The organism is candidate division WOR-3 bacterium, assembly GCA_039801725.1.
GTDB lineage: Bacteria > Hydrothermota > Tepidihabitantia > Tepidihabitantales > DTDR01 > DTDR01.
On sequence record JBDRVE010000039.1, the window covers coordinates 1 to 14,316 of the forward strand.

10 protein-coding genes are annotated in these 14,316 nt (G+C 32.6%); 1 reads left to right on the forward strand and 9 read right to left on the reverse strand.

Annotated features, from left to right (window positions below; all coding sequences use genetic code 11):
- Positions 1-223: hypothetical protein (locus ABIK75_07200; protein ID MEO0090870.1), on the forward strand; the 223-nt coding region annotated here is incomplete at its 5' end.
- A gap of 13 nt (positions 224-236) precedes the next feature.
- Here ABIK75_07200 and ABIK75_07205 read toward each other — a convergent pair.
- From ABIK75_07205 to ABIK75_07245, 9 genes are all read right to left on the reverse strand, one after another.
- Positions 237-530, reverse strand: a complete 294-nt coding sequence (locus ABIK75_07205) for a MazG nucleotide pyrophosphohydrolase domain-containing protein (GenBank protein ID MEO0090871.1) — start codon at positions 528-530, stop codon at positions 237-239.
- A 2-nt stretch (positions 531-532) separates the two neighbouring features.
- On the reverse strand, positions 533-5,854 hold the full coding sequence (locus ABIK75_07210; protein MEO0090872.1) for a hypothetical protein: 5,322 nt from the start codon (positions 5,852-5,854) through the stop codon (positions 533-535).
- Positions 5,841-7,670 (reverse strand): 1-deoxy-D-xylulose-5-phosphate synthase, encoded by a 1,830-nt coding sequence (dxs, locus tag ABIK75_07215; protein ID MEO0090873.1) that lies wholly within the window; start codon positions 7,668-7,670, stop codon positions 5,841-5,843. Before dxs ends, ABIK75_07210 begins: the two co-directional genes overlap by 14 nt.
- The gene (locus ABIK75_07220; protein ID MEO0090874.1) at positions 7,651-8,367 is read right to left on the reverse strand and encodes a polyprenyl synthetase family protein; all 717 of its coding nucleotides are present in this window, start codon (positions 8,365-8,367) and stop codon (positions 7,651-7,653) included. The genes dxs and ABIK75_07220 overlap by 20 nt, the downstream gene beginning before the upstream one ends.
- The gene (locus ABIK75_07225) at positions 8,345-9,208 is read right to left on the reverse strand and encodes a bifunctional 5,10-methylenetetrahydrofolate dehydrogenase/5,10-methenyltetrahydrofolate cyclohydrolase (protein MEO0090875.1); all 864 of its coding nucleotides are present in this window, start codon (positions 9,206-9,208) and stop codon (positions 8,345-8,347) included. The genes ABIK75_07220 and ABIK75_07225 overlap by 23 nt, the downstream gene beginning before the upstream one ends.
- Before the next feature lie 180 nt (positions 9,209-9,388).
- Complete coding sequence (gene alaS / locus ABIK75_07230; protein ID MEO0090876.1) at positions 9,389-11,950, reverse strand: alanine--tRNA ligase; 2,562 nt, start codon at positions 11,948-11,950, stop codon at positions 9,389-9,391.
- A 32-nt stretch (positions 11,951-11,982) separates the two neighbouring features.
- Positions 11,983-12,651 (reverse strand): regulatory protein RecX, encoded by a 669-nt coding sequence (locus ABIK75_07235; GenBank protein ID MEO0090877.1) that lies wholly within the window; start codon positions 12,649-12,651, stop codon positions 11,983-11,985.
- Entirely contained in the window at positions 12,632-13,672 is a 1,041-nt protein-coding gene (gene recA, locus ABIK75_07240; GenBank protein MEO0090878.1) for a recombinase RecA, read from the reverse strand. Before recA ends, ABIK75_07235 begins: the two co-directional genes overlap by 20 nt.
- A 93-nt stretch (positions 13,673-13,765) precedes the next feature.
- The coding region (locus ABIK75_07245) for a radical SAM protein (GenBank protein ID MEO0090879.1) at positions 13,766-14,316 on the reverse strand (551 nt) is incomplete at its 5' end.

Below are 14,316 nucleotides of genomic sequence, written 5' to 3' on the forward strand. Positions count from 1 at the left end.
ACTTTTCTTAAAGGATTGTCCTAAACTAAATCCTGATATTTCTTTTGCGGAATTGGCAAAATATCCTTTATCAGGAGGCAAGATAAAAAACGCGGTAATAAAAACTGTTATGAAATGCGGCCAAGAAAATAGAGAAATTACTCTCCAAGACCTAATAAAATCAGTAAAAGAAGAAATGACAGAAACCTTGGGAAAGGAAGAGAGAATTGGGTTTGTGAGTTAGAGAATTTAAAGGGTTAAGAAGATTTTTCTTGGCAGACGCAGGGAATTCTTTTACACTTGGGGCAACCTTTTTTGTATTTCTCAATTGCCTTTTCCATATCAATTCCGTATAAACTTGCTAAGGTTACAAGCCAAGCAAAAGTATCGGCAAATTCTTCTTCCTTCTCTTTTTTAGTTCCTTTTCTTAATGCCTTTGCTAATTCGCCAACCTCTTCGCAAAACCAAAGAAAGGTCTTTTCTTTTCCCCTTTTCTTATCTTTTTGATAATAAATCTTTTCAATCAATTTCTGAAATTCTCTTATTCTCATAATTAAAATCTGAATAATACCCAGATATTTATATCAATTGATTGGATTTTATCTTGTTTCAGAAGATTTTTGGAATTGGAATAAGAGGTATTTAGTCCAACTTGGGTGTAAGTAGAAAGTTGATAAGAAAAGGAAAGGGAAAGATTGTAGTTATTGTTGCGGGAAAGGAAGGTTTTTGCCAATTCTCTTATATAATAACTTTCGCTTAAATTGTAACTAAAATTGCTGGAAAAATTAATATCATGAGTTAGTTTTATCTTTTTTAATAAAGGTAGTTTTATCCCTTCTTTTAAAGAGAAACTATAGCTATAAGAAAGGGAAAAACCTTTGCTTTCGTTGTAATTTGTGATATTACTTAAAGCACTAAAATTAGAGTTTTTGTTATAATTGATATTGATTGAAGTATTCATTCGGTTTTTAAAATTAAGTTGCCAACCAATTAATGGCGAAAAGTTATAATTATTATCTTCGTTTCTTTCGCTTAAGATAAAACTGCCATCCGGTGCCAATCGTGAAGAAAGGGTTTTTCGCTTTTCAAATTTGCTATTTATCTCCGAAGAAGAAATTAATTTTGGTAATATTTTTTCTACATTCTTAATACTAATATCTAAAGAAGGAAATTTTATCTCTCTACTTCCCTGCCGTGAAGAAAGACCATAAAAGTTTTTCTCCCAATTTCTTTCATAACCCCATCTTATAGAAATATTAGATAACTTAAAAGAACTTGATAGTTCCAAAGAATATTCCCGATCCCTTGCCCTTTGAGATGAGTCATAAGGAATATTTTCTTTAAAACCAAACTGGTATAAAAGACTTGGACGAAAATCAATCCGTGGATATTCGCTTCCCCTTGAAAAGTTATAATCAAAACTTATAGCATCAAAATAATTACTAATCTTTTCTAATTTTAACTTCTCAAAAAGTTCCGGCAAGTCAAAATCGGTTCCAAAACCAAAAGAGAAATCATTGTTAATTCTTCTTATATTGGTATAAGTATCGCCCCGCATCTTTTCCCTTCCCTCATCATAACTACCATCGATTGAAAAATTTGGCTCTAAAATATCAAATAAAGAAAAGTTATAAGAAATAGAAATATCCCGAGAAAAACCTTCATCTATTCCTAAAAAAGTTCTCTTTTCTTTTATCAAACCAGTTTTAAAAACACCTAAACGATTAAAATAATTTCCGCAAGAATATTCAATATTTAAATCAGAAATTGGTGAATAAGAAAAGCCATAAGAGAAACCAGCATTCTTTGTTAATATTTTTGGTTGGATAGTAAAGGTATCGCTCTCCTTTGCTCGATTTTTTCTCTTACTTTCATTATCACTTAAAGAAAAGGAAAGGGAAATATTTTTTGGAAAAAGGCTTATCTTTTCCTCTTTTATTCTTATTCCTAAATCGGGTGAGATATTGTAAGAGAAACTTTGGGAAAAGGTATTACTACTATCAATAGATAATGTCTGATTACTGAAACCAAACCTCTTAGAAAAAGAATAAGAAAAGGCGTCTAAGGTATATTTTAAAAAGGGATTTTGAGAACTTTTGCTTCTTCTCAAAGAAAAATTATAACTTTCACTACCGCTTCTCTCATGAAAAGTTTTATCTTTTAAAATCAAATCGGGGATACTTGGTGAAAAATAGGGTTTGGAAAAAGAACCTATTTTATTATAACTTATTGGCAGAGAAAAACCTAAAAGAGAAAGATAGGGAATTTTTGATAAATCGATAGCAGAGTTTAAATAATAGTTTAGATTATCATTGCCGGCTGAAGCAGGTACCTGTGTCAATCTTGAAAAGAAAGGATTTTGTTTCTCAATATTAAAACTGGTACTAAAACCGATATCGGGAATATTAAAACTGGTATTGAAACCGTAAATAAGACCAGTCTCATTCTTTGGTTTACTCACTCTTAATTCGTTAAACCAAACACTATAAGAAATTCTTGAAGATAAGATATTACAAACTCCTAAAGCGTAATAGCGAACATTATTTAAAGAAGGCTCTCCCCTTATTTTTACCTCTTCAAAATACTTTCCAGTCTTTACCAATGGTAAAGAATCCAAAGAGATTTGGATTTCATACCAGTCTTCACCATAAGGAACTTTTCTTATCTTATAGAAACTTTCTTTTTCTTCTAATGGCAAACTAAGGGCATAAAAATTACTGCTATCAAGTCCAATACGGAAATATATGATTATCGCCCTTTCTTCCACCTCTTTTGGTTTATGGAAATAAAAACTGAGTTGGGAATATTTTCTTAAATCCTGTCCAGTGCTTAAAAACATCTCAGTAATACAGGTATCGTAAGAAGATATTGAATCTATTTCTAAACAAAGACTTGCTTCGTAATAAATACCTCTTATATCCTTTTTCACTTTGAAAGGCGAAGTATAATCCGGGGTATTCTTATTAGATATTGAATATATTCTTGCCTTGCTTATTAGAGTATCTACTTCTTTGGATAGAAATCTTGGCTTCTTCCATCTTACACCAGTAAATTTTATTGAATAAATCCTCATCTTAAAAGGTTTAGAAAAATTATGGAAGTATATCGCCAGTTTTCTTATATCATTAAGATTTGGTCTACCAATTATTGTATCAAAAGCCCTTAATGGAATTGTTACTACCTTCCAATTGTTATAAAGTTCTTTTATATTTTTACTATTTAACGAAATTGTATAAGAAAAGTAATGATTATTTCCCCGACTGTCAAAACCATTTAGGTCAATATCTTCACTATTTAATATCCGATTCTTTTCAGTTCCCATCGGATTAAGATAATAATCATAATCATCATTCTGGTCATCTCCTTCAACATTCAAAGAGTCGATACCAAATATGCCATCTAAACCACAATCTTCATCTGATTCCAATTCATTATTGCCATTCTTATCTTCGGTATCAAAAATATTATTATACCCAACTATTCTGCCATCCTTTGTCCTTCTCGGCACATCCTCTTCTAAATAAGATGCCAAACTGAAAGAGATTTTACCATCGTAATCGCCACTATCAATCCGAAAGACCATTTCTAAATTTTCATAATTCTCTAATTGAAGGTTGCTTCCTCGAGCAAGTGCCTGACAAATTCCAAACCAAGCATTATTATTAGGATTATTATTAACCTCAATTATTAGATAATTATCCCTCTCTCTTCCTTCTTCACCAATCTGACTACCAAAAATTGAATCTCTTCTCACATAATTTTCTGGTTGAGGATTTTTAATATTAGGAAAGTTTTTAATAAAATTACCGGTATCGCCAAAATAAGGACAAGGCGCAAAAAAGAAAGAAGAACCTCTAATTTCTAAACTATGCTCTAAAGAAGTCTCTTCAAAATTATCAATATAGGCATTATTAAGGGTATTACTATTTTTAAAGGAACTGGCTATCTCACCACTTGTTTGGAAGCGGAGAAAATTAAAGTCTTTTAAATAAGAGAGATTAAAAGAAAGAATTCCCTTATTAAAAGGTTCGTAACCGATTTCCGGCTTATCCGTATAACTACCTTCACTGCGCATAAGAAAAGAAGAACCTAAAGTAAGATTCTCAAAGAGTTTTGTCTCTGCCCGAAAACCACCAAAAGTTTTTGCCGAGGGAGCAAAAAAGGGAAGTTGTTCAAAAGTTACCTTGATTTCAGCATCTGGTGGTAATTTTAAAAAGGTTATCTTCCCTGTCTTATAATCAATTGTGTAATCACTGCCTTTTTCGGCAAGCACACCATTAATGTAAACTTTTTCACTATTTTCAACGATGTCTGTTGTTCCTAAAAGGAATTCTTGGATACTGCTGGAATATTCTATCACCATTAGATATTTCCCTCCTTCACCATAAGAAAGGGGTTCTTTGAAATAGATAATCGAATCCTTTACCGAAAGTTTCTCACTATTAAAAGGATAAAGATAAGGAAAGACAATTAAACCATAACCACTTTGAAAATAAGGAAAGTTAATCTCACCATCATTATCCGGGTCTAATCCTAAAATTTCCAAAAAACTCTTACCTTTATAATCGCCTTCGGTCTCATATTCAGTAGAATAACTTCCAGATATCCTAAAAATCTTTGCTTGTTTTATTCTTACATTTTTTTCTCCCAAATAATAGATGTTTCTTAAATTATATTTGAAAGTAGGTGAGCCGACATCAAACCTTTTCTTTTTGATAAGTTTTAATATAAGAAGGGAATCTTCATATCTTTTACCACCAATTGTCTCACCATCAACGGTAGTATAAAAACAGGCAAGATTACCATTATCAACCGCAATATTAAGTTCAATCACCGGTATTTCACCATAAGGTAAAATTGTTAAAGTCCTTAAATAAAAATCTTTGTTTATCTCCAAACGAACAAATCCCGCCCTTATTCGCTCATCACTATTTACTGGTTGGGAATCAGGAAAATCGGGATAGATTGTTGCCAAACACCTAATTGCATTTGTTTGGATATCATTATAAGGATTGCCATCATCATAAAAGAGTTGGAAATTACTTATTTTTAATAGCATATCCGGATTAGTATCTAAAATAAAGAATTTATATTTGGCATATTCATAATCATAAAAGGTATCTATCTTGACACTCGCCTTACCTTTAAATTCCACATCCTTTTTTTCTGATTGTTCCCTGGAAGCAACTGCATAAAAATTAATCGGTCCCAAAGCACCTTCGGATCTTAAACCAAAAAGACCTTTATGCGTTGGAATATCACCGGTATATCTGGTAGAAGGAAAACCAAAACTAATGTCGCCACCTTCAATCTTTCTAACTATTTCATCCTCTGTTCCGGTATAGACAACACTGATTTTATTTTTTGCTTCCATCCTTCTTGAATCGTGGTCAATATTTATTTTTGTCCGGCCGCCAATTTCACCAGTAACTGTCAACTTTAATTCTTGGCTCATTTTTAATTCTGGAAAGAGACCGCGCGAAGGTATTTCAGTAAAAAGGGGTGAGGAATGGATTGTTTGTCGGCCACCAACAGTGATTCGGTCTTCTCCGGAAATCTTTATCTTACTTTCACCTAAACCTGGCAAAGTTGGCAGTTCAATTAGGGGAATAAGACCCGTTTGGTATACGAAACTCCTTTCTCTTTTTCTTTGCATTTCTTGATAAAAATTATATAAGAATCTTTCTTTAAAACTCCTCTTAAAATATTCTTCCAAAGGTTCGATCTTAATAACTCCTAAAAAGAGTGAATCCCGCCATTTTTCTAAATAGACAAGACTTCTTGAAAAATCAAATCGAACTCGGATTGAGTCATTGAAATTTTCTCCTTTTAAAAATAAAAAGAAAATAATAATAATAAAACTACGTCTTAACATCTACTTTCTGATTTATAATAATTGGTAAAATTACTTCCAAAAGACTTTCACTATCTAATTTCTCTTTCTTAAAAATTTCTGTTCTCTTTCCTACGCCCAAAAATTTGCTTTCAAAACCGAAATTAACAATTTTTTGATTAGGGAAAAGATTTTTGAGATATTCACCAAAACCTCCTTCTTTAAGGTTATCCTCAATCACAAAGACAGGTAAGTTATCTTTAAATAAATCCCGATAAAAAGAAATCGTTAATGGTTTTATTACTTTCGCGTCAACCAAAGTTAAAAAAATATTTTTTTCTTTTAATTTGTTATTTAAATCCATAGCAATTCTTGTGCCTGCACCCACCCCAATAAGAATTCCGTCCTTTCCCTTAGTTATTATCTCCGGTTCAATTTTACCGGTATTTCCTTTAAACTCTCCCCAATCTTTTGGATACCTAATAAACACTGGCGAATCTTTCTTTAAAGCAAATAAAATCATTTCTTTTAGGTCTTCTAAAAAATAGGGAGCAAAAAAGGTGACATTGGGCAAAAATCTTAAGTAACTGATATCATAAACTCCTTGATGGGTTTCACCATCATCCGGCACACAACCAGCACGATCAATTAAAAACAAAATTGGTAAGTTATGTAAAAGACAACAATTTATTAATTGGTCATAGGCTCTTAACAAAAAGGTAGAATAGATGCAAACAACCGGTTTAAAATTCCTTAATGCCAAACCACAAGCAAAATCTATTGCGTGCTGCTCACATATTCCGCAATCAAAAAACCGCTCCGGAAATCTCTCGGAAACCTCTTTTAAACCGCTTCCCAAACGCATACCAGGAGTAATCACTACCGCATTTTTTTCCTTATCCAAAATCTCACAAAGAACTTTTCCAACATATTCGTTATAAAAAACACCTTCGATACTTTTATCTTCTTTGCCACTTATTCCGTGATAATACTCTGGGTCTTCTTCGGCTTTCTTATAACCCTTTCCTTTTTTTGTCAGTACATGAACCAGTATTGGACCTTTTAACTCCTTTATTTTTTGAAAGATTTTTATTAAATCTTTTAAAGAATGACCATCAATCGGCCCAAAATAACGAAATCCAATCTCTTCAAAGAAAGTAGTTGGTAGAAAAAGTCTTTTAAGACCTTTTTCCAACCTTTTTAAATATTCCTCACTCTCTTTTTTTAATCTTTCCGGCAGAAAGTTTAAAAAAGATTTCAATTCCTGTTTTAAACTTAGATAACGTTTATCACTAATAATTTTATTTAAATATTTACTAAAAGCGCCTTGCGTCTTGCTTATTGACATTTCATTATCATTAAGAACCACAATGACATCACTTTGTAAAAAACCAGCCTGGTTTAACCCTTCAAAAGCTACTCCGGTTTGAATTGAACCATCACCAATCACCACAATTATCTTTTCTTCTGGTTTTTTAAAAAGGGCAAGCCCAACACCAACGGAAATCGCATCGCCAGAATGACCGGAACAAAAAATATCATAAGGACTTTCACTTCTCTTGGGGAAACCGGCTATACCTTCCTTTTTTCTTAAGTTTCTGAATTCTTTACCTCTACCAGTTAAAATCTTATGGGTATAACATTGGTGACCCACATCAAAAAGAATTTTATCTTTATCCAAATCAAAAACATAATGGAGAGCAATTGTTAATTCCACCACCCCTAAATTTGGTGACAGATGGCCACCATTTTTTTCTACAATTTCAATAATATATTCTCTAATCTTTTGGGCTAAATTCTCTAATTCCTTTAAAGAAAGTTTTTTTAACTCCTGAGGATTAATTTTCGTTAAATCCATTTTTTAACCTTTTCTCATATTTTCTTTTCAACTCCCCAAGAAAAGGAATTTCTTCTTTATCTTTAATATCATCTTCGATCTGGAAGAGACTTCCGTAATCTTCTCCGTAAACTGTCCATTTTTCTATATTTTTATCTTTTAGATTTAACAAAAGAGCTGCTATTTGAAAAATTGCTCTAAAAAGAGCCGCGGTCTTTTTCTTTATCATTTTTTCATATTCCTCTTTAGTAAAGTTCTTTTTTTTAATATCCAGAAATTCACCAGCAACCAAATCAGCCGTTGCCTTCGTCAAAATTTTGAAAATCCCAATTTTTAACGAATCTTCTATCTTTAAGTCACTCAAAACTTGAAAGGCTAAGGAAAACAAAGCATCACCAATTAATATTGCTTCTCCTTCACCAAAAACTTTATGAGTTGTCAACCTACCGCGGCGATAATCATCATTATCAATTGCCGGCAAATCATCGTGAACCAAAGAGAAGTTGTGAATTAATTCTATCACTAAACCAATTTTCATTATCTCCTTCTTTTTTATCTTAGTTTTTTTATCTAAAAGAGAAAATAAAAGCAACGGCCTTATTCTCTTGCCGCCGGTCATTGCGTAAAAAATTCCCTTTCGCAACTCTTTCGGATAATCTTTGGTATATTTTTTTAATTCTTCTCTTAAAAACTTTTCAAACTCTTTTTTTTCTTTCATAACTTCGAAAAATATTTTCTAATAAATTGATTGTTGTCAAAACACCGACACCGCCGGGAACCGGAGTGATTGCCTTCACTTTATCCAAAAGTTCATCATAATGAGCATCACCAACAATCTCACTTTTCCCCTCTTTTTCAACAACATTAATTCCGCAATCAATAATTACACTATCTTCTTTTACCATCTCTTTTGTTAGAAAATATGGCTTACCAACAGCGGTAATAATAATATCAGCAACCTTTGTTAATTCTTTTAATTCTTTGGTCTTAGAATGAGCACAGATAACCGTCGCATTCCCGAGTTTACTTTTTTTTAAAAGCATCAAAAGCAAAGGCTTACCAATTATTATTGAGCGAGAGATTATTAAAATCTTTTTTCCTTCTGGAAAGATTTGGTAATTTTCTAAAAGATCAACAACCGCTTTAGGTGTTGCTGGATAGAAAATTGGTTGATCCCAGGCTAACCTTCCTATATTGTAAGGAGTTAAACAATCGATGTCTTTATTGTGATCAATGCTTTCAATAATCCTTAACGAGTTATACTTGGAAGGAATTGGTTGCTCACAAATCACACCATAAATATCTTCTTTTTTTTGCTCTTCTTTAATGAAATTTATTATCTCTTCTTCTGATATATCTTCACCAAAATTTTTATAAATCGGTATAAAACCCAATTTTTCACTCTTCTTAATCTTTTGACGAACATAAACCTTGGTACCTTCGTCTTCACCAATCTGAATTATTAAAAAAGAAATTTTATCTTTAATATTGGTTATTTTTCCCCTTAACTCTTCTTCTTTTTTTAGCGCTAGGGTTTTCCCTTCTAATATCAATGCCATTTTTTATTCAAAATAAAAAATCATACCAATTTTTTTTGATAAATCAAATTAAAAAATTTTTTTATAAAATCGGTAGTTTTTTTAATTATTCTTTTAAAACCAAATTCCATCAAAACTTTTCTATTTCCTTGCCACCTCCTATTTATTTAATTTTAAAACATTTCTCTGAAAAAATCAATCTCAATTTTGTTTTATTATCTTTATAATAAAATTCTTAATTTCTGATAATTTTTTACCTTTACCTCCACCTTCAGCTAAATCTTCTCGACCACCGCCACCTCCGCCAAGAAACTCACCAAGTTTCTTTGCCAAATCCTTTGCTTTAATCTTTTCTTGCAAATCTTTACTCACAAAAATAATAAACTCCCAATCATCTTTTTCTTTTCTAAAAAAGAACCCCACTCGTTTTTCTTTTTCTTTTTCTTTAAGATAATCACAAAGTTTTCTTATCTCATCTTTTTCTAAAAAGGAATAATCTTCGATAATTAATTCAATATCTTCTGATATTCTTTTACCAGTCAGATTATTCACAATTATTGAGAGGTATTTTTCAACAATTTTTTTTCGATTTTTCTCTTGTTCTCTTAAATTTTCTAATATTTCCTTTATTTTTTTAAAGAGATTTTCTTCAGAAACCTGTAGTTCTTTTCTTAGTTCTTTTAATCTTTTATCTTTTAAGAGAAGATAATCAAAAGCCCTTTTGCCACAATAGGCTTCTATTCTTCTAATACCAGCAGCTATTCCTTTTTCATCAATGATTTTAAAAAGTCCGATCTCACCAGTATAGTCTAAATGGGTACCGCCACAAACTTCTAAAGAAAAATCGCCTATCTTTATCACATTCACATACTCTCCGTACTCCTCTAAAAACAAAGCAATCGCTCCCATCTCTTTTGCCTTTTCAAAAGGCAGGTTATAATGCTTCTCTACCTTGATATTTTCTAAAATCTTTTGAAAGACTATCTCTTCAATTTTTGAAATCTCCTCTTCCTTTAAGGGCCGGTAAAAATTGAAATCAAAATGAAGCCTACCAACCTCCACCAAACTACCTTCTTGCCTTACCTCTTTGCCCAAAACCAATTTTAATGCCTTATGTAACAAATGGGTTGAAGTGTGTGCTCGCATAATCTCGTATCTTCTTTCTTTCTCAACCACCGCCAAAACTTTTTTCCCCAATAGATTTATCTCTTTCTCCATTTTTATCTTGTGAACAGGCACTTGATATTGATAATAACTATCTATCACTGGAATTTCTAAGTCTTCATAAATTATTTTTCCGGTATCACCAATCTGACCACCCTTTTCGGCATAGAAAGGTGTGGGATTTAACACAATTTCATATTCTTCGGCTGAAATCTTTTGAAAAAAAACCACTCTACTCTCTACGGCTAACTTATCATAACCACAAAACTCAACACTTTCTTTAGGGATTTCTTTGGAAACAATTATTTTTTCTTTTTTTCTTTCCTCTATTTTATTTTTAAATCCTTCTAGATCTAACAAAAGATTTTCGTCTTTTGATAGTTCCTCCATAATTTCAATATTTAATCCAAAAGTGTCATGAAGGAAAAAGAGTTTGTCGCCGCTTATAACTTTTTCATTTCTCTTTTTTATCTCAGCAATCACTTCTTCCCATTTGCCAATTGCCCTTTTAAGAGTGTAAAGAAATCTTTCTTCTTCCTCTTTAATAATCAGAGGAACTTTGTTTATTCCTTCTTTTAATTCGGGATAAAAAAGAGAATAGTTATAAATAATTTCACTGGGCAGTTGATACAAAAAGGGCTTTTCCGGAAATTCTTTTAAAATTTTGTAATATAAAACTAAAACACGCCTCAAAAGTAATCTCAAAACATAACCTCTTTCTTCATTACTGGGCAGAACCCCATCACAAATGGCAAAGGTTAATGCCCGTAAATGGTCACTGGCAGCATAGAAAAAACTTTTATTTTCCTCATTTTTCTCAATACCCAATATTTTTTCTAATTTCTTTATAATAAAATCAAAAAGATCTGTTTCAAAAATTGTCTTTTTATTTTGGATAACCATTGCCAATCTTTCTAATCCCATTCCAGTATCAATACCTCGATTTTTGAGGGGTAACCTTCTTCCATCTGGTTGTTGATCATACATCGGAAAAACAATATTATAAAGTTCTAAAAATCGGTCACAAGAACAACCAGGACCACAACTCTCTTTTTGACAACCAAACCTTTCTCCTAGATCATAATATATCTCCGAAGAAGGACCGCAAGCACCAACGCCACCGGCCGGACCCCAAAAATTATCCTCTTCGCCTAATCGATATATCCTCTTTTCTTCTAAACCAATTATTTTGTGCCAGATATCATAAGCCTCATCATCTTCTCGGAAAACTGAAACATATAATCTTTTTTTATCCAATTTTAAAACTTCTGTTAAATACTCCCATGCCCAAATCAATGCCTCTTTTTTGAAATAATCACCAAAGGAGAAATTACCAAGCATTTCAAAAAAAGTACAGTATTTCGGTGAAAAACCAACTTTCTCTAAATCGGTCAATCTTAAACATTTTTGACAAGAAGCTGCTCTTTTATAAGGCAAAGGTTTTGTACCGGCATAGAATGGCTTAAATTGAACCATACCCGCAGTAGTAAAAAGCAAAGTCGGATCATCTTTGGGTACTAAGGAAGAAGAGGGAACAATTATATGATCCCTTTCTTTATAAAAACTTAAAAAACTTATCCTTAATTCTTGCGCTTTCATTTAGGAAATTTCTTTATTTCTTTTTATTTTAATTAGCCAGTCACCTCTTCTAAAACTTTCTCAATGGTTCGATTAGTAAAACCGCGCCTTAAAAGAAGTTCTTTTAATCTACTTTTTAAGTAGTTTTTAGGATTACCAGTAATTTTATTTTTCTCTTTTTTCTTTTCCAATTGTTTTTTAATTTTTGGTAAATATTTCTCTACCAATTCCCGCGCTGGAACTTCTTCGGAAACTTCTAAAAGATATTCATCGATCGCTTTCTCCTCAACTCCTTTTCGGAGAAGTTCTTGCTTGATTGCTACTTTTCCTCTTTTTCGAAAAGAAAGAGAATGGGCAACATAATTTTTAATAAAATTTTTATCCGAAAGATAATCAAGTTCTTTTAAGTTATTTATCACCTGCTCCACTACATTTGCTGGATAACCTCTTTTTAAAAGTTTCTCTTTAAACTCATTTTCCGAATAATCTCTTCGGGATAAAAGTCGCAAAGAATAATCTTGTAATCTTTTTACTTGATCAGTTTCAATAATTTTTGTCAATTCTTCTTCGGTTATCTTATCGCCCACTTCTAAAGCAAATTTTCGAATAGTCGATTTTAAAAAAGTACCAACATTCTTTTTATCTAAAAAGAGAGTATAATAACGACCATTCTTTGATTCCTTTAATTGGGTTACGGTATACTCAGTCTTCTCTTTTTTCATTTTTATCCTCCTTTTTTTCTTTTAAAGATAATTCGTAAATTTTATCTTCTAATTCTTGGGAAATCTTAGGATTTCTACAAAGGAATTCAATTGCCTGCTCCCGCCCTTGGCCGAGTTTTGTTTCTCCATAGGAAAACCAAGCACCGCTTTTCTGAATAATCCCCAAGTTAACTCCTAAATCAATTATTTCTCCTTCCCGCAAAATTCCTTTGCCGTAAAGGATATCAAATTCTGCTTCTTTGAAGGGCGGTGCCAATTTATTCTTTACTACTTTTACCTTTGTGCGATTACCGATCGTCTCCTCTTCCTTCTTTATTGTACCAATTCTTCTAATCTCTAATCTTAGACTGGCATAAAATTTTAACGCTAAGCCACCAGGAGTAGTTTCCGGATTAGCAAACGCACCAACGCCTATTTTGTAACGAATCTGATTGGTAAAAATTGCGCAAGTCTGTGATTTGTGAATCACACCGGTAAGTTTTCTTAATGCTTGAGACATTAATCTTGCCTGAACACCAATTTGGGCATCTCCCATTTCACCTTCTACCTCGACCCGTGGCACCAAGGCAGCGACCGAATCGATTACAAAAACATCTAAGGCACCACTTCGTGTTAAAATCTCAGCAATCTCTAAGGCCTGTTCTCCAGTATCAGGTTGGGAGACATATAAATTTTCCAGTTCCACACCTAAATCTTTAGCATAAGAAGGGTCTAAAGCATGTTCAGTATCAATAAATGCACAAAGCCCGCCTCTTTTTTGAGCCTGAGCCACAATTGAAAGGGCTAAAGTAGTTTTACCACTTCCTTCAGGCCCAAAGATTTCTACCACCCTTCCTCGCGGTACTCCGCCAATACCGGTAGCAATATCTAAAGAAAGAGAACCGGTAGGAATTACATCAACCTCAACACTTACACCCTTCTCTCCCAATCTCATTATTGCGCCTTTGCCATAACTCTTTTCAATTTGGGCAAGAGCAACTTGAAGGGCTTTTAATTTTTCTTTTAGATTCTCCTTTTTCATTTACTCCTCCAAATTAATTTCACTTTAAATTTTACCAATTTTTTTTAAAATGTCAATATTAAGAGAATAGGGAGAAGAATTAAAAATTGATGGTTATCTGTTATTCAAATATTTATTTTGCCAAATAGACAAAGTCAATTTTTCTAAATTTTTGTCATAATTTACCATCTCTTCTATATACTTTTTGTCAATCTCATTAGGAGCATAATCTATCGGTCTGGCTCCATATTCCTCAATCATTTTCTTGGCAGTCAAAAAATGGTCTCTTATCGGACAAGGTCTTAACCAATCACCGCTAACTTTTCCGCCCGATAAAAACCCATAACCCTTCTGCCAATCTCTTATCGCCTTGAAAAAAGGTGTAAATAAAACATCATTTATCGTCCCACCTTGATTGTAAATATCTATAATATTACTCACCGCATACGGGAAAAAAACACAAGGCGCACAATCCCCATGCCAATTAATATGAAAATATCCACCCTCCCTTCCACCAGCAATACAACCATAAGATACTGTTCCGTGATTCCAGAAATCGGCAAGCATTATCTTCTTCTTCCTTACTATCTCCCAACTCCTCTGCCACATCCATACCCGCTGCTTCGGCGTCGGCATTAAACTCGGATCCGCATCACGACCAATCG